Here is a 16,146-nt window from a genome sequence, read left to right as displayed (position 1 = left end):
TCCCGGCCGCCACCGAGCCGGCCCCCTCGCCCCCGCGTCCGGCCGGACGCCGCGCCCTCGGTGCCGGCCCCGCGCACCCGGGTGGTGACCGCGGCTGTGACGAACGCGGTAACACGTGACGCCCCGGGTCCGGGCCGGCCCGTGCGGGCACGCGCACGTACGCGTGAACCGCATGTGCGTGAAACCGCACTGCGAATCTGCACCGGAAGGACACGCCGCGACCTGCAGCAACCTCACGAGCCGTCACCGCAAAAACTGCACCCCGATGTCACCACCACCCCACACCGCACGGCGAACCCCCAGCTCACCGCCCTGACACCAGCGTTGGAGGGCTCTGGTGTCGCCACTACAGAAACCGGTGACATTGAGATGCAGATTCGCACGTGGCCTTCCAGCGCGGTGTGGAGGCCCTCGCCCAGTACATCGCTCGGGAGGGCAAGGTCGTCGTGGGTGGGGCGCATGTTGAAGAGCTGCCGGATGGCACGATGATCAAGCTGGGTGTGTTTCTCAGCAATCAGAAGGCCAGGCGTGACCGGCTGGATGCGCAGCAACGGGCGGCCCTCGCCGAGCTGGGCTACGCCTGGGCTGCAGAGGCGAAGGCATAGATGTCGGCTCGTCGGCAGGCGGAGGGGCCCCATACCGACGGCACCGGGGCGGGCCGGAAGAACTACGAGGCCGCGCGGCAGTTCTACGAGCGCGAGGGACGCCTCGGGTACTGAGGAAGCACGTCGAGCGGATCGTCGTCGGCGGCGACGGGGACGGCGGGAGTGGAAAGACAGGAGGTCCGAGAGCTGAAGCCGGGGGCATGGATCGGTGACCAGCGCTCGCGGGCCGCCACGCTGACACCGGAGCGGATGGAGCAGCTCTCCGCCATCGGCATGTGATGGTTGTAGAGCCGGGGCATGTCAGCGACGCCGATGCACCCACAACCACACACCAGCCACTACCGCCAGACCCACAAGGAAGCTCCAGAGCGTCACCGCCCGGTGGGGGCCAGCCGTCAAAGCCAATGAGGTCATGAACACCCTCTGTCCCGACGAACCCTTGCCGTTCGACGATGGCTAGGGCGCCGGCGCACCCTGTCCCGGACCGGTCACGGAGACCGTCGTCCCGGGGCGTCCGTCACCACGGGGAGGGCCGGGTCGTGCCGTCGGGATTCCGTCCGTCTCCCGGACGGGTGGCCGCTCCGCAACTCGCCCGTCCCAGAGGTTCGTTGACAGGGTGCGTCGCCGGGCGTTGACTGGCGGGACGGTGTAGGCCGACCAGGCGGGCCATGAGCGTCAAGGGCTTTCGTTCGGCTCAGGCCCCGCGGGCCTGGCTTGATCCAGACGAGGGCCGGGTGGCACTCGGCTGGCGCGACGCACAGGGAAGTGGCACACGATGATGTACGACCAGGCACGCGCCCAGCAGCCTCCGGACAAGGGTGTCGGAGCCGCCGCACGCCGGGCCCCGGGGCCTGAGCCGCTGCTGCCCGCCCAGGAGCGGAACCGGGTCTCCCAGCTCCTGCGGCAGGCCCTCCTCGACTTCGCCGACACCCCGCATGAGGCGCTGGAGGCGGCCGAGAGCGCCTTCGACGAGGTCACCGCAGAGCTCGCGAGCGCCCTCGCGGAACGGCGACGCGTCCTGCGTGCGGGTTGGCAGGACCAGGACGCCCAGGCGCAGGCGGAGGAGTTCCGGCACGCGCTGCGGCAGTACCGGGAGATCACGGAGCGACTGCTGCGCCTGTTAGACAGGCCCGGCCCAGCGGCAGGTCACCGCCGCACAGGTCGCCGCCCGGGCCGGGTGGCGCCGGTCTCAGTACGGCTGATCCGGGTTGGTGCACGCTCACGTGGCACCTCCCGGAAGGGCGACTCCGGCGTGTTCCGCCGAAGTCGTTGTCTCCGTCGTTGGCGCGACAGCTCGGGTGACGCCAACTCCAGCACTCGCTCGCGGACCGGGCCGATGCCCCGCTCAGGAAGGGGGCATGACCCAAGCAGCCGACATCCGCGAGTGGCACGATTACGTCGTCGTCATGCGCCCCCACTGGCGGTACGGCAGCATCGATGTCCGACTGGATCGACACCGACGCCCAGCTCTACACCCACACCCATACGCACCATCGCCTCCTCGGTGGGGATGCCCCCGATGGCGAGCAGATCGTGCGCGGCCGCCGTCTTCTGATCTTGATGCTTCACCACGCCCTCCGCGGCCGACGGGGCAAAAGCCGGCCCGCCTCGCTTCCCCCACGACCAGGGGCGGTCCCCTCAGGAGACCGTGTGGGGTTCGAATAATCATCGCCGCTGGTCAAAAGGCGTATCGGTACTCGCTGATCACACCGCTGAGGACGCGGGTGCGGAGGACTCTGCGGGCGGCCGACGCTGGGGCCGGAGGCGGTTGTTCCTGGGCTTCGGGCGGTAGTTGGTTTCGGCTGCGGTGGGGGGCGGTGCGCGTTGTAGTGCTTCTGGTATTCGGCCGGGACCGGTCGGCAACGCATCGCCTTCCACGAGCAGTGCGCTCCGGCAAAGCCAGGCCGGTCAGAACGGGGTCCTCGTGGGCCCGCCTGGTTGAGGAGGGCGTCAGTCGGCTACGGCTCGACGACGACGTTCTCCGCCTGGGGGCCCTTCGGCCCCTGGGTGACGTCGTAGGAGACGCGGTCGTCTTCGTGCAGTTCCTTGAATCCGGTGGTCTGGATGGCGGAGAAGTGGACGAACACGTCCGGACCGCCGCCGTCCTGCTGGATGAAGCCGAAGCCCTTGTCCGGGTTGAACCACTTCACCTTGCCAGTCGCCATGCTGCTCTCCTCCAATGGGTTCCGGGTGCGTCGGAGCGCTTTCGGAAACGCCCCTGAACAGTACTAGCAACGCACAGTATGCATTCAGCCACGATGCGCGACGTCAAGATCGAGTCGCCGTTGCCCACGGGTCGCCTCCGGGCAGGGTTCTGCGCCATGACGACCACGCAGCGGGCAGCGCCCGGAAAGCGAAGAAGGTGTCGCGGCCGGCAATGGCCCCCCGAGGGCTGCCGCCAGGTGGCGCGCTTCGAGCCCTCGCGGACAACGGCACGCCTGCAACCACCAGCGCCTCCACTCCTGCGCGCGGCCGCAGCAGCCGGACGTCGAGAGGCGGGAGCGTGGCCGGAGGAGAAACCCGCTGGCGCGTTCTCCTCCGGCCGCACGGATAGGGGCATCATCCGTCGATGCCCGTGATGGTTATCGCGTTGCAAGGGTGGGGCCGCCCTTACTCGCCCTCGGACGACTCCTCTCCCTCGGCCGCCGGTGCCTCTGCCTCCTCCGTCTCCGATTCGGCTGGGGGCTGTCCGCCTTCGGACGGGGCTGCTTCGGCTTCCGCGGTCTCGCCGGCCGCGGGGGCTTCCGCCTCGGCCGCCTCGGCCGCCGGCTCCTCACCTTCGGACGGGGCTGCTTCAGCTTCCGCGGTCTCGCCGACCGCGGGCGCCTCTGCGGTCTCCGCCGCCTCGGCCGCCGGCTCCTCGCCTTCGGACGGGGTCACCGCGGGTTCCTGGGGCGCCTGTTCGGTGTCGTTCATGTGTTCACCTCCTTCCTGCGGTGCGCAGTTGGGGAGTGCTGGCGTGGGCCGCCTGGAGTCACCGAGATCAGGCAACATGCATTTTTGCGCTTTACAGCTTTTGTCCTATTCCTTGAGGGTGTGGATGTCAATGGGCCCCGGGTGAGAGGTCCAGGCTCGAACACGAGGCGATGGCGGCGTACCGCGTGGCTCCCTGTGGGCGTCGGTTGAACTCGGCCGTCGTCGAGACCTCTCGGCTGGTGGGAACAGGTCAGCGCGGCAGGCTCTTGCGCAATGTCGGGGCTCACTGAATTCCGCAAGTGCCGACACCATGGCGTGGGCGTTCGTCCACCGCCCTGACGGCTGCCGTGGCAAGCGGCTCTGATCCACTCCTTGTGGCCCGCATAGGGAATCTCGCTTGTCCCCACGTGGAGCCGGTCAAAGGCCGGTGTCTTGCACTGCGGTGAGCGGGAGCAGGTAGCCGAGGCCGCTGGCAGTCAGAGTGTCGTAAGTCCGTGCCTGGTCGCGTGTGGTGAGCAGCAGGAGGGCGGCGGTCAGCATGGGGGCGAGCAGCAGGGCGGCCCCGACGGTCAGCCCACGCAGGGCGGCTCTGGTGGTGGCCCGCTGTTTGCGGATACGGGCGTCGCTGCCGGCATAGGCGCGGAAGCCACTGCACGCTGCGTCGACCAGACCGAGGAGTATGAGCGGTATGGCGGGCGTCATCGGGTGGCCTCGGCAAGGTGCTCCGGGCCGACCATGCGACGTCCGTCGCTCTCGTCAACTCCGTTTCCTCAGGAAGGTATCCACGGCAATCGGACAAGCGAGCCGCTTTCTGAGTGCATCGGGGTGGTGAAGTGATCGACAAGCTTGCCGACGGCGATCGGGTCGCGGATGACTGCACCGACTTCCAGGTTGTCGTTGTACGCGTTGTCGGTGAGGTTCGCGCTGTCAATCCCCTGGTTTCGTAGAGACCTTGGTTACGCAACCTGGCCTTGGTGACGAGGCAGGTCGCGACGGCGCCGACGGGCACGGCGGTGCCGTAGCCCGCGAGCAGGCCCGCGACGAGCGCGGCGCTCACGACCGCGGCGGACCGGGCCTCCGGGGACGGCCGGGCTGCTGCCGGGACCGCGCGGAGAGGTCGGCGGCGGACGGCAGCGGCGAGAACACATCGGTCGTGGACATGGCCGGATCCTGCATCCCGCGCCGTTCGGGCGGCAACCGAATTACGATGCGGAATGGGTGGTTCCCGGCCAGATCCCGCAGGTCCCCGATCTGGCCGAACTTCACGTCGTGCCCTAGGTGCCCCGGGCATCTATAGAAGATCGGCACGACGCATCCTTCGTCTGCGAGGTCTTCCATGACAGACCTGACCGAACTGTCCGAGCCCGTCTCCTTCCCCCAGGACCGGACCTGCCCCTATCACCCGCCCACCGGGTACGACCCGCTGCGCACCGCCCGGCCGCTGGCCCGCGTCCAGCTCTACGACGGCCGCCCGGCCTGGCTCGTGACCGGCCACGCCGTCGCCCGCGACCTGCTGGCGGACCCCCGGCTGTCCACGGACCGCACCCGCTCGGGTTTCCCCGTCACCACGCCCCGCTTCGCCGCGGTCCGCGACCGCAAGCCGGCACTGCTGGGCGTCGACGACCCCAAGCACCGCACCCAGCGGCGGATGATGATCCCGAGCTTCACCCTCAAGCGCGCCACCGAGCTGAGGCCGCGCATCCAGGAGATCGTCGACGAACTGCTGGACGCGATGATCGCGCAGGGGCCGCCCGTCGACCTGGTGCGCGCCTTCGCGCTGCCGGTTCCGTCCATGGTGATCTGCTCCCTGCTCGGCGTGCCCTACGCCGACCACGAGTTCTTCGAAGAGCAGTCGAGGCGGCTGCTGCGGGGACCGACGGCCGAGGAGACGCAGGACGCCCGGGACCGGCTGGCGGCGTACCTGGAGGAACTGATCGACCACAAGCAGCGGCAGCCCGGCGAGGGCCTGCTGGACGAACTCGTCCAGCAGCGGCTGCGCGAGGGCGAGCTGGACCGCGAGGAGCTGACCGCGCTGGCGATGATCCTCCTGGTCGCGGGCCACGAGACCACGGCCAACATGATCTCCCTCGGCACCTACACGCTCTTGCTGCACCCCGACCGGCTGGCCGAACTGCGCGCCGACCCCTCGCTGCTGCCGGACGCGATCGAGGAACTCATGCGGATGCTGTCCATCGCGGACGGGCTGCTGCGGCTGGCCACCGAGGACATCGAGATCGCCGGGACCACGATCAGGGCCGGGGACGGTGTGGTCTTCTCCACCTCCGTCATCAACCGCGACGAGGACGTCTATCCGGCGCCCGACACGCTCGACTTCCACCGCTCGACCCGTCACCACGTCGCCTTCGGCTTCGGAATCCACCAGTGCCTCGGCCAGAACCTCGCCCGCACCGAGCTGGAGATCGCCCTGCGCACGCTCCTCGAACGGCTGCCCGGGCTCCGGCTCGCCGCCCCGCCGGAGGAGATCCCCTTCAAACCCGGCAACACCATCCAGGGGATGCTGGAACTCCCCGTCAGCTGGTAAGAGGCTGCCGTCATGCACATCGAGATCGACAAGGACCGCTGCATCGGCGCCGGACAGTGCGCCCTGACCGCGCCGGGAGTGTTCACCCAGGACGACGACGGCTTCAGCTCCCTGCTGCCCGGCCGGGAGGACGGTGCCGGCGACCCGCTGGTCCGGGAGGCCGCCCGCGCCTGCCCCGTGGGCGCCATCACGCTGTCCGAGGACGAGTAGCGGGTCACGCCGACCGCCGGTCCGCCGCCGCACGCGGCGGGCCGGCTGACCCTGTAGGGCTCGGAAAGTCATCGCTGCACGTCGGGCAGCGTATCGGTGCTCGTTGATGACGCCGCCGAGGACTCGGGTACGCAGGAGTCTTCGGTCGTCGAGGCCGGGGACGGTGGCGGGCCGGCGGTCGGCGTCGGGTGGGAGCTGTTGGCGTGCCCGGTGCGGCCGATGCCTGTCGTAGTGGTCCTGATAGCTGGCCAGCACCTGCCGGCGTGGGCCTCACCGATGATCAGGACGTGGTCGAGGGCCTCGCGCCGGATACCTCCGATCACCCGCTCGCAGTGTGCGTTCATCCCTCCGGTTGCCCGTACGGCTGTGTCCCGCGCCCCGCCCCGGGTCGTACGGGCCGTGTGGTCGGGGTTGCCGTTCGCTTTGCTCGCACACGGTGCTGTGGGGCGGCCTCGAGGACCGCGAACCGGATCGAGGTCGCCGGCCGCCGTGACCGACAGTGCCCGGAGCCCGCCGGATCACGTCCCCGGCGGACGCGCCAGCACGTCGACGGTTGCGGAGAACAACCACGGCAGCCGCTGCGCCGCAGGCACCAGCGCCGCGCGGAGCGGGGGCACCCTCGTCGCGCCGAGCAGCGCGTGGGTCAGCCAGCGGTAGCGCCGGGTGAGTCGCCGCCACTCTCGTTCGTAGGCTGCCAAGTCGCCGTTGATGACTGCCCGCACCGCCGCCGACGCCTGCGCGAGCGCCAGCGCGATGCCCTCGCCGGTCAGCGCGTCGACGTAACCGGCCGCATCACCAACGAGCAGCACCCGGCCGGCGGTGCGCGCGCTCGCGTCCTGGCGGAGCGGGCCCGCCCCGCGCGCCGGTGTGGCGGTCCCGGCTCCGGCCAGCCGCTCCTGCAACTCGAGGAAGGCGGCGAGGTGGTCGTCGTACGGTCTCCGGTCGGCGGTGAGCACCGCGACGCCTACGAGGTCGTCGGACACCGGGGTCACGTAGGCCTCCGCGTCACGGGCCCAGTGCACCTCGACGTGATCGCTCCAGGGGGTGAGCACGTAGTGGCGCCGCAGCCCGTGCCGCCGGTGGGCCCGACGCGGCCGGTGCAGCCCCAGGGCCCGGCGGATCGGCGAGTGCAGGCCGTCGGCCGCGACGAGGTGGCGGGCACGGGTGCCGTCGACCACCACACCGTCCTCGTCCTGCTCGACACGGCGCACGGCGCGCTGTTCGACCCGCACACCCGCGGCCAGCACCGCCTCGCGCAGCGCCGCGTGCAGCACAGTGCGACGCACCCCGCGGCCCGGGCCCGCTCGGAAGTCGGCGTCGGCCCGGTGCGCCCCGGCTACGTACCGGATGCCCCGCAGGTCGTAGCCCGGCGGGTGGACGCCGAGTGCTGTCAAACCGGCGACGACACCCGGCATCAGCCCTTCGCCGCACGCCTTGTCGATGGTGCTGGCGCGCTGTTCCCAGACGGTCGCTTCGAGCCCCGCCCGGGCCGCGTGCAGGGCCGTGGCGAGACCTGCGGGTCCCCCGCCCACGACGAGCAGGTCCATGCGCGTCCCCTCAGGCCAGCCGCGCCAGGGCGGTGTCCTCGGTGCGGATGCGGGTGGCGAGCAGGAACCCGTTCAGCACGGTGAAGACGAGCGCCGTGACCCAGGCCGAGTGCACCAGCGAGAGCGCAAGCCCTTCGACAACGACGGCGACGTAGTTCGGGTGCGAAAGCCTGCGGTAGGGGCCGCCGGTCACGCGTGGAGCACCGGGCACGATGATCACCCGGGTGTTCCACTGTCGGCCCAGGGTGGCGATGCACCACCAGCGCAGCGCCTGCGAGGCCGCGACGAGGGCGAGCATGGTCCAGGCGAGGACCGGTACGGCGTCCGGTCAGCGCACCCACACCTCCACGAGCGCGCCGACGAGCAGGCCCGTGTGCAGCACCACCATGAACGGGTAGTGGTCCCGCCCGGACTCCACGCCGCCCCGTGCAGGGCTCCAGCCGGCGTTGCGGTGGGACACGGCCAACTCGGCGACCCGCTCCAGACCGACGGCCGAGACCAGGACGGTGAACAGGACCTGACCGTTCATCCCTCCTCCCCCGGGGCGCGCAGGAGGACGAGTTCGGAGCAGAAGCCCGGGCCCATGGCGAGCATGAGCCCGTGGGAGCCGGGCCGGGGCGGTCGGCGAGCGTGTCCGCCAGGACGTGCAGCACCGAGGAGGAGGACAGGTTGCCGATCCGGCGCAGCGAGTCCCAGGTCACGGCCAGAGCGTCCCGCTCGACCCCGAGCGCTTCCTGCAGGGCCTCGATGACCTTGGGACCGCCGGGGTGCGCGACGTACCAGCCGAGGTCGCCGTCGGTCAGCTTGTGGTCGGCGAGAAAGCCGCGAACGTCGTCGCCGACGTACCGGCGCACCAGGTCGGGAATCGAGGAGTCGAGCACGATCCTGAACCCACCGGGCCCGACGTCCCAGCCCATCGTGCGCTCCGAGTCGGGGTAGAGGCGGCTACGCGAGGCGAGCACCTCGGGGCGGGCGGGGTGGTCGGACCGCGCGAGCGGATGCTCGGGACCGACGGCGACCACTGCTGCGGCGCCGTCCCCGAACAGGCCGCTCGCCACGAGGTTGGCGACCGAGGTGTCCTCGCGCTGAAGCGTGAGCGAGCACAGCTCAACCGACATCAGCACCGCGACCCCGTCCGGACGACCGCGCAGCAGGTCGTGCAGGCGTGCGATGCCGGCCGCGCAGACGACGCAGCCGAGGCCGACGAGGGGCAGGCGCACCACGTCGGGGCGGAGCCCGATCTGCGCTGCGACGCGGGCCTCGAGCGTGGGGACGGCCAGACCGGGCACCGTGCACGACACGATGTAGTCGACGCCGGCCGGCGTGAGGCCGGCGTCCCTGAGCGCGTCGACGACCGCGCGCCCGCCGAGCTCGACGCCGGCCCGGATGAAGACGTCGTTCGACCGGCCGAAGTCCCCGAGCCGGGCGTACTCCTCCAGCGGGAGCACGATGTGCCGGGTCTCGACGCACACGTTGCGGTGGAACCGCTCGACGACGCCGCGGTCGAGCGTGCCCTCGACCAGCGTGGTGGTGAAGGACTCGGTGATCTCCTCCTGTCGGTGGCAGTGCTCGGGCAGGCCGCCGCGGACGCTGAGGATGCGCATGCTGGCTCCTGAGGTCGGCCGGACGGACGGATGGAGGCGAGGAACGCCCGGCCGAGGCCGAGCGCGACGGTGGGGGTGAGCCGGCCCCGGGCGAGACCGAGTTCGACGAAGTCGTCGAAGACGCGCTGGTCGGCGGCCGAGGCCCGCAGCCCGGCCTCGATGACGTGTGTGCTGCGGGCGAGCCGGGCGGCCAGGGCGGTGTGACGCAGGTGGGGCAGCAGGATCCGGTGGGTGGCGCGGGCGTACCACTCCCCCGCCCCCTCGGGCCGCCTCTCACGCAGGGCCGCCGCGGCGGCGCGACCGGCCGTGATGCCGGTGGCTACGGCGTAGTGGATGCCCTCCCCGGTCAGCGGGTTCACCAGGCAGGCGGCGTCGCCCACGAGCAGTACGCGGCCGGTCGAAAGGCGCCAGCGCGCCGTCGAGAGCGGCAGGTGGTGCCCGACCCAGTGCCGCCCGCTCTCGGTGGCGCCGGGCAGGAGCGCCTCGAGGCGCTCGAGCAGTTGGGCACGGGTCGGCGCCGAACGGTCCTTGTGGAGGAACTCGCCGTACCCGACGTTCGCAAGGCCGTCACCGCGGTCGAAGGACCAGGTGTACGACGGCTGGTGCCGGGTGCCGAACTCGATGACCTGCGCGCCGCGCCGCCCGGGTCCGACCGGGGCGTAGCCGCGCAGCGCTAGGGCCATCGGACCGCGGGGCCGGCCGAGCGCGCGTCGGATGACCGAGTGGGCGCCGTCGGCGCCGACCACGACCGCGGCGGAGATCTCCCCGTCCAGGACCACCGCGTCGGTGTGCTGCCGCAGATCACAGACGCGGTTCCGGAGGAGTCGGGCGCCGGCGGCGACGGCCGCGTTGGCCAGTCGGGCATCGAGGATCCGGCGCGGTACCACCCACACCGGGCGGGCCATCCGCCGCTCGGTCGACCACCTCCGCCACGGCCGAGGCGGAGGTGGTCGACCGGGACCCGGTCGTCGACGAGGCCGGTGACGTCGACCTTGGCGAGGAGGTCGAGGACGTGCGGGGCCACCCCGTCGCCGCAGGCCTTGTCCCGCGGGAAGTCCGCCTGGTCCAGGAGGACGACGCGCAGATCCGGGTCGGCGCGCAACGCGCCCAGGGCGGTGGCGGCACCGGCCGGTCCGGCGCCGACCACCGCAAGGTCCCAGTGGGTGGGTGCGGGCGCCATCAACCGGCCGCCACGAGCAACACGACGTCGAGCAGGGCGATGGCCAGCGCGGTCCGGAAGGGGACGCATCCCCGGGCGACCAGCGTGAGCACCGCGAGGACCATCACCAGCACGAGGGCCGTCCACTCCCATGCCGGAGGAGGCCCTGCGGGAGCGAGCACGGCCAGCAGTGAGGCGGCGGACAGCAGCACGACGGCCAGGATGCGCGAGGGGCGTTCGCCGATCCGGTGCGGCAGGCCGCGGACGCCGGTGCGTTCGTCGTCGGCGAGGTCGGGCAGCGTGTTGAGCAGGTGCGCCCCGACACCGAGCGCGGCGCCGGCGCCGGTCATCCACAGCGGCGCCCAGGCCGGGGCGGGGCCGACGAGGGTGACGACCGAGGGCAGCGTCCCGAAGGCGCTGGCGTACGGCACCCACGACCACCAGGTCGCCTTGAGCCCGAGATTGTAGACGTGGCCCGCGCCGGCGCCGAGGACGACGTTGACCAGCGCGCTGCGCCAGCCGACGAGCGCGGAAAGCACGAGGCAGGCGAGTCCGGCCGCGACCAGGGCGCGCACCGCCCAGGCGATCGGGAGGGCTCCAGTGACCAACAGCTTGTCGGTGTGGCCGACGGCGCGGTCGCGAGAAAGGTCGCGCAGGTCGTTGCCCCAATCGATCGTGAGCTGGCCGGTGAGTACCGCCCCCGTGAGGACGGCGGCGTCGAGCGGGCGCAGGTCACTGCGGAGCGCGAGCAGGCCCGCGATGACGCCGACCGCCAGAGCCGGCCCGCCGTGGGCGGCGGCGAGCAGCGCGAGCACGGGCTGCGGCCCAGAGCGTGTCGGGGCCGCGCCGGCGGTCACGGGCGCCGCCGCACGGCGACCGGCCCGCGACGGATCGCGTCGCCGAGCGCGCCGAGGACGGTGCGTGGGCGCAGCACGGGTGTCCGGCCGGACGCGGCCTCCCTCATGCCCTCGATCACCTCGGCGAGCACCTGCGGGCCGTCCTTGGTCGGGGCCCAGTTGAGTTCCGTGCGCGCGCGGGTCGTGTCCAGCGTCGGGAGCGCGAAGCCCATATCGAGCCACCCGATGTCGACCTGTTGCAGGTGCGCGTGCCAGGCGGCCGACATGGCGGCGCGGACCACTGCGGAGGGCGCTGTCACGTTGTTGGGTGTGTGAGTGCCTGACAGTGTGCCGGGTGTGGTGGGGCCGGGCGGCAGTTTCGGGTCAGGCCGCGGCAGGCGGGCCGGCAAAGCCGGTGATCTGGTTCCAGACGGCGAAGCGGGTGGTCATCTCGGTGCGGTATTCGGTGGCGGTCATCAGGTGCCGCCGGGGCCGGAAGTGAGGTGAGATGCCGCTGAACGCAGCCAGAAACCGCTGCGCCCCGCCGACGCTGCGGAAGCCCTTCATGGCGCGCTCGCGCTGCCGGGTGGGCTGATGACTGTTCTCCGCCCGGTTGTTCAGGCCCTTGTAGGAACGGTGCTCGACGGAGGGCCTGACCTCGCGGTGGGCGGCGCCGTAGGAGCGCAGCTTGTCCGTGACGACCACCCTCGGCGCCGAACACGTCTTCTTCATCAGGCGGCAAAAGAAGCGCCGGGCCGCGGCGGTGTCCCGGCGGTCCTGCGCGAGGATGTCCAGCACGTTGCCGTCCTGGTCGACGGCTCGCCACAGGTACTTCTGCTCTCCGTTGATCCTGATGAAGACCTCGTCCAGGTGCCATGTGTCCCCGGGGCTGGCGGCGGCGCAGCCCGTTGGCGTAGGCCTGCCCGAACTTTGTACACCAGCGGCGGACGGTCTCGTGGGAGACGATGACGCCGCGCTGCAGCATCAGCTCCTCCACCTCACGGAACGACAGCGGGAAACGGAAGTACAGCCACACGCAGTGCACTATCACCTCGACCGGGTACCGGTGCCCCTTGTACGACGGCAGCGCGGACGACACGAGCGAATCCCTCCCCGACACGACCAACTCCAAGATCACCTCAGGCCGGTCCGCTAACGTGACAACGCCTGCATGCGGCCCGGGCGGACGACGCCGGAGAACAGGGCGCGGCCCTGGTGGTCGCTGAATGTGGTGGTCTTGATCGTGTTCTGCTTCTTCTTGCCCGAGACGAAGGCTTTGCGTCCGGGGCGGCCCGCGCGCGGGCGTCGGACCTGGACTTCCGTGCCGTCGAGCCGGATGTCGACGCCTTCGGCATCTGCGTAAGCGAACAGGTCGTCCAGGGTACGGATGCGCAGACCGGGGCGGTTGGGGATGGCGAAGCCCCGCGCGGCGAGCAAGGGTCTGACCTCGCGGATCGCGGCGGAGACGGTGGAGCGGTCCACCCCGTACAACTCGGCCAGGGCGGCATGTGGCAGCCCGAGCCGCAGGTGGACCAGGGTGGCCGCGAGCCGGTCGGTGAACACCAGGCGCGGCTTGCGCGTCCGGCACCCTCAGCCCGCTTGCGGGGCCCGCCCCTCATCACGTGCAGGGCCGCCGCCCTGGGCGGGGCGAGTTCTTCGAGCAACTCCCCGAAATGTGCGCGGGAAACCCCGGACAGGGCAGGATGGGTACAGGCCGTACTGGCCCAGGTCAGCTTCACAACTCACCCAACCCATAAAGCCCTTTGCGTGTCACGGCCGACTCACTCCCGTCCTTCCCCCAAGGTCGTTAGGGTCGGGCCCATGGCTTCCATAGATGTCTCCCTGCGTCCCGTGCACCCCAGCGATCTGCCTGTGTTCTTCCGGCACATGAGCGACCCCGAGTCGAATCGGATGGCCGCCTTCACCGCCGAGGACCCGACGGACCGGGCCCGCTTCGACGCGCATTGGAAGCGCATCCTCGCCTCGCCCGACGTCGTCACCCGCACCGTGCTCGCGGACGGCGATGTGGTCGGGCACGCGGCCGTGTACGGCGAGCCGGGCGAGCGGGAGGTCACGTATTTCATCGATCGCTACTACTGGGGGCGGGGCATCGCGACCGCGGCGCTGAGGGGGCTGCTCGCCGAGATCTCCGAACGCCCGCTGCTCGCCCGGGCGGCGGCGGACAACACCGGATCGGTGCGGGTCCTGGAGAAGTGCGGCTTCAAGGTCGTCGGCGAGGACCGGGGCTTCGCGAACGCGCGGGGAGCGGAGATCGACGAGCTGGTGCTGCGGTTGGATGGATAATTTTCCCCACCCCGTTACACGACCTGGGCAGCCGCCGGAAGTCCCGCGCCTGGTTCGCCACTGCCGCCCGGGCAGCTACTGAGTCCGGCGACGACCAGCTACACGCCTGGATTCTCGCCCGCGAGGCCATGGCCCCGCTTGACTACGGCGCCCCGAAGGCGGCGGCCGTCCTCGCCGACCAGGCTCGCCACGCCGCTGGCTCCGGGCCCACCGCTGCGGCAGCCTTGGGGGCCGCCGTCGCCGCCCGCGCCTACTCCCTCAATCACCAGCCCGTCAGGCTCTCGCGGCTGCCGACGCCCTCTTGGAGAGGCTCCCCGAGGGTGAGCGGTCGGACACCTGGTTGACGTACGGCGAGCAGAAGCACCACGTCCACCTCAGCCACGCCTTCACCCCCCTCGGAGACACCGAAGCGCCCGGGAGAACCAGCAGCGTGCCCTGGAGCTGTCCGCGCTGACCAGCACCATGACGCGCACCCTGCTGCACATCGACGCCGCGGCCTGCGCCCATCACGACGGCGACAGCGAACAGGCCTGCCGCCGGACGGTCGCCGCCCTGACCGCGCTCCCGGACGGCTACCGCATCGGCCTGGTCCACCAGCGCACCCAGGACCTGTACGAAGCGATACCTGCCCGGCACCACCACGAGCCCGCCGTCCGCGAGTTGCGAGACGTCCTGGCCGTCTGAATCCCCGGCTTCAGCCGCCTGCCGGTGCAGCTCTGCCCGCGGCCGCCGCGGGCCGCGGCAGCCGCGGGGCGGGCCAGGCCGGGTTCCATCGCCAGGCCGTCCACGCGGCGGCGTCGGTGAACGGGCCGGAGCGCTCGGTGAGCATCGCGAGGACCTGGCCGCGGGCGGCATCCACGGCCTGGTGCTCGGTGTCGGTGACGATGCCGAGCCGCCGTACGTGTGCGTACTCGTCTTCGTCCTTCCACTGCCAATCGGTCAGGTCGGGGTCGATGACCAGGTCCACGGTGAGGTCGAAGGTGTCGAACCCGTCGCCGGTCCGGGCGATGGGGCGCTCGAAGTTCACGTACCAGTTCCGCAGGCCGGCGCTCGTGTAGAAGGCGTTGACGCTGAACCAGGCTGCCGGCGGCTTCCACAGCAGCAGCTCGGTCTCCTGCCACACCGCGTCCGCGAGCTCCCATGTGCCGGTCGCCATGGCGTCGAACGCCTCCGTGCGCACCGACCGGTCGCCGTCGGCGCGGGCCTTGACGTAGAGGGCGGGCCAGCGGGTCTCAGCTCCCGGCAAGCAGGCGGTCACCAGGGCCTCGCTCGTGTCGGCGACGACGCGCAGCGCGTGCTCGCTCCACACGCGGCCCGAGCCGTGTACGTCGCGCCTGACGACCGTCTGCCCGGTCTCGAAGGTGCGCACCCGTTCCTCCTTCGCCGCGGCCGGGTCTCGGCGCGCGGTCTCCAGCCCAGCGCCGAGCAGGCGGCCTGGGCAAGCCCCCGTTGGAGGGAGGCTTGCCCAGGGTTGCCTTCGGCTTGCCCGGGTCAGGCCCGCCGACGGAACAGGTCGCGGCGGGGCTTGCCTGCCTCCTGGCCGTCGTCCTTCGGTTCCGGCGGAGCGGCAGCCTGGCGCCGGGCGGCTTCGGCGGCGGCTTCCTGTCGGGCGATGTCGTCGGCGTGGCAGTGCCGCACACGGACCGGCCGCCAGCCGTCTTCCAGGGGTCCCGGGTGGTGGTCTCCTCCCACCGTTCGTCGGTGAACTTCGTCCCGCACCTCGAGCACACCGGCCACTGCGCCTCCCGCTCAGCGGCACGGCGCCGCTTGTCCTCCGCGTCGGCACGGGCCGCCTGGCCGCGGTAGAGGGCGTCGGCGTCGGGGCTGTTCAGTGCGGCCGTCAGCGTCTGCTCGCCCGCCCGTCCCAGCCGCCGCCACACCGCTGCGCCGGTGCCGTGCTCCGTCAGCTGCTCCAGGGTGGTGACGACGACGGGCACCGCCTGACCGTAGTCCCGGGCCGTGATCCCCTGGTGGATGGTCCGGTACCGGCGCGGCGCCCAGTAGCGGCGGCCGGCCTCCTCCAGCACGGCGACCGTGTCGGTGACCTTCACGGCCGTGGTGTCCGCGAAAACGAACGCCAGCGGCACCAGGCCCTCCCGGCCGGTCGGCGGGTAGACCCGGCGCCACAACCGCTTCTCGTGGTCGACGTGCTCGATCGGTCCGGCCGGGAGCGGGCCAGGTCCACGGCGTGCTTGTCCGCGTCCCGTGGCAGCAGCCGGCCTCACTCCCAGTACCGGCGCAGCTTGTGCACCAGGTCGTGCGCGTCCTCGGTGCGGCGGTCGATCTCCAGCAGCAGCACCGGCACCCCGGCCGCAGGCGCCCGCACCACCAGGTCCGCCCGCTGCACGTAGCTGTTGCCAAGCCGGTGACCGATCCCGGTCTGGAAGCCGAGCCGGTGCCCGATCCCGGCGCGGTGCAGTTCG

The 16,146-nt window shown here is 71.6% G+C and carries 15 protein-coding genes and 8 pseudogenes; 7 read left to right on the top strand and 16 right to left on the bottom strand.

The genetic code is table 11. The annotated features are described in order from the left end of the window. The first annotated feature begins 383 nt into the window (after positions 1-383). From AOK11_RS16230 to AOK11_RS44985, 3 genes and pseudogenes are all read left to right on the top strand, one after another. Positions 384-605: a Helicase associated domain protein gene (locus AOK11_RS16230; RefSeq protein ID WP_055594432.1), complete on the top strand. Its 222-nt coding sequence runs from the start codon at positions 384-386 to the stop codon at positions 603-605. Positions 606-767: 162 nt separating this feature from the next. After that, a complete protein-coding gene (locus AOK11_RS43985) occupies positions 768-884 on the top strand; it encodes a helicase associated domain-containing protein (RefSeq protein ID WP_206188855.1) in 117 nt (38 codons plus the stop codon). A gap of 496 nt (positions 885-1,380) precedes the next feature. Then, a pseudogene (locus AOK11_RS44985) lies at positions 1,381-1,725 on the top strand (hypothetical protein); the annotation flags it as partial. A gap of 284 nt (positions 1,726-2,009) precedes the next feature. Here AOK11_RS44985 and AOK11_RS43980 read toward each other — a convergent pair. The 5 genes and pseudogenes from AOK11_RS43980 to AOK11_RS46755 form a co-directional block, all read right to left on the bottom strand. After that, the gene (locus AOK11_RS43980) at positions 2,010-2,174 is read right to left on the bottom strand and encodes a hypothetical protein (protein ID WP_157869372.1); all 165 of its coding nucleotides are present in this window, start codon (positions 2,172-2,174) and stop codon (positions 2,010-2,012) included. A 389-nt stretch (positions 2,175-2,563) separates the two neighbouring features. Further along, positions 2,564-2,770 (bottom strand): cold-shock protein, encoded by a 207-nt coding sequence (locus AOK11_RS16220; protein WP_055594430.1) that lies wholly within the window; start codon positions 2,768-2,770, stop codon positions 2,564-2,566. Positions 2,771-3,215: 445 nt separating this feature from the next. Next, positions 3,216-3,521, bottom strand: a complete 306-nt coding sequence (locus AOK11_RS42855; RefSeq protein WP_055594429.1) for a hypothetical protein — start codon at positions 3,519-3,521, stop codon at positions 3,216-3,218. 417 nt (positions 3,522-3,938) lie between these two features. Continuing rightward, positions 3,939-4,223 (bottom strand): hypothetical protein, encoded by a 285-nt coding sequence (locus AOK11_RS16210; RefSeq protein WP_240497371.1) that lies wholly within the window; start codon positions 4,221-4,223, stop codon positions 3,939-3,941. Positions 4,224-4,425: 202 nt separating this feature from the next. Then, positions 4,426-4,737, bottom strand: a pseudogene (locus AOK11_RS46755) (hypothetical protein); the annotation flags it as partial. A gap of 120 nt (positions 4,738-4,857) precedes the next feature. Between AOK11_RS46755 and AOK11_RS16200 the strand changes: the two are divergent. Next, the gene (locus tag AOK11_RS16200) at positions 4,858-6,063 is read left to right on the top strand and encodes a cytochrome P450 (protein WP_055594427.1); all 1,206 of its coding nucleotides are present in this window, start codon (positions 4,858-4,860) and stop codon (positions 6,061-6,063) included. Between the two features lie 12 nt (positions 6,064-6,075). Continuing rightward, complete coding sequence (locus AOK11_RS16195) at positions 6,076-6,273, top strand: ferredoxin (protein ID WP_055594426.1); 198 nt, start codon at positions 6,076-6,078, stop codon at positions 6,271-6,273. A 518-nt stretch (positions 6,274-6,791) separates the two neighbouring features. Here the strand turns inward: AOK11_RS16195 and AOK11_RS16190 are convergent. The 8 genes and pseudogenes from AOK11_RS16190 to AOK11_RS16155 all read right to left on the bottom strand — a co-directional run. Continuing rightward, positions 6,792-7,820 (bottom strand): NAD(P)/FAD-dependent oxidoreductase, encoded by a 1,029-nt coding sequence (locus tag AOK11_RS16190; RefSeq protein ID WP_055594425.1) that lies wholly within the window; start codon positions 7,818-7,820, stop codon positions 6,792-6,794. A gap of 10 nt (positions 7,821-7,830) precedes the next feature. Continuing rightward, positions 7,831-8,349 (bottom strand): annotated as a pseudogene (locus AOK11_RS16185) (isoprenylcysteine carboxyl methyltransferase family protein). Beyond that, positions 8,346-9,424 (bottom strand): annotated as a pseudogene (locus AOK11_RS39980) (type III polyketide synthase). Before AOK11_RS39980 ends, AOK11_RS16185 begins: the two co-directional pseudogenes overlap by 4 nt. A 293-nt stretch (positions 9,425-9,717) precedes the next feature. Further along, positions 9,718-10,329, bottom strand: a pseudogene (locus AOK11_RS44970) (FAD-dependent monooxygenase); the annotation flags it as partial. A 274-nt stretch (positions 10,330-10,603) separates the two neighbouring features. Further along, positions 10,604-11,398, bottom strand: coding sequence for a UbiA family prenyltransferase (locus AOK11_RS16170; RefSeq protein WP_167353801.1), 795 nt, complete (start codon positions 11,396-11,398; stop codon positions 10,604-10,606). Between the two features lie 38 nt (positions 11,399-11,436). Beyond that, positions 11,437-11,739 (bottom strand): hypothetical protein, encoded by a 303-nt coding sequence (locus AOK11_RS16165; protein WP_240497370.1) that lies wholly within the window; start codon positions 11,737-11,739, stop codon positions 11,437-11,439. A gap of 64 nt (positions 11,740-11,803) precedes the next feature. After that, positions 11,804-12,518, bottom strand: a pseudogene (locus AOK11_RS39975) (IS6 family transposase). Positions 12,519-12,589: 71 nt separating this feature from the next. Then, positions 12,590-13,158, bottom strand: a pseudogene (locus AOK11_RS16155) (helix-turn-helix domain-containing protein); the annotation flags it as partial. Between the two features lie 91 nt (positions 13,159-13,249). Here AOK11_RS16155 and AOK11_RS16150 point away from each other — a divergent pair. Both AOK11_RS16150 and AOK11_RS16145 read left to right on the top strand, forming a co-directional pair. After that, a complete protein-coding gene (locus tag AOK11_RS16150; RefSeq protein ID WP_055594434.1) occupies positions 13,250-13,723 on the top strand; it encodes a GNAT family N-acetyltransferase in 474 nt (157 codons plus the stop codon). Positions 13,724-14,185: 462 nt separating this feature from the next. Further along, on the top strand, positions 14,186-14,407 hold the full coding sequence (locus tag AOK11_RS16145; RefSeq protein ID WP_240497369.1) for a hypothetical protein: 222 nt from the start codon (positions 14,186-14,188) through the stop codon (positions 14,405-14,407). Between the two features lie 10 nt (positions 14,408-14,417). Here AOK11_RS16145 and AOK11_RS16140 read toward each other — a convergent pair whose 3' ends face one another. From AOK11_RS16140 to AOK11_RS16130, 3 genes and pseudogenes are all read right to left on the bottom strand, one after another. After that, on the bottom strand, positions 14,418-15,092 hold the full coding sequence (locus AOK11_RS16140; RefSeq protein ID WP_055594420.1) for a ribonuclease FAU-1 family protein: 675 nt from the start codon (positions 15,090-15,092) through the stop codon (positions 14,418-14,420). Between the two features lie 122 nt (positions 15,093-15,214). After that, complete coding sequence (locus tag AOK11_RS44965) at positions 15,215-15,415, bottom strand: hypothetical protein (protein WP_240497368.1); 201 nt, start codon at positions 15,413-15,415, stop codon at positions 15,215-15,217. Between the two features lie 529 nt (positions 15,416-15,944). Beyond that, positions 15,945-16,146, bottom strand: a pseudogene (locus AOK11_RS16130) (hypothetical protein); the annotation flags it as partial.

Source organism: Streptomyces hirsutus, from assembly GCF_001418415.1.
Lineage (GTDB): Bacteria > Actinomycetota > Actinomycetes > Streptomycetales > Streptomycetaceae > Streptomyces > Streptomyces hirsutus.
Note: the sequence above shows the minus strand (reverse complement) of the source record. Positions and strands in the feature narration are given on the sequence as shown.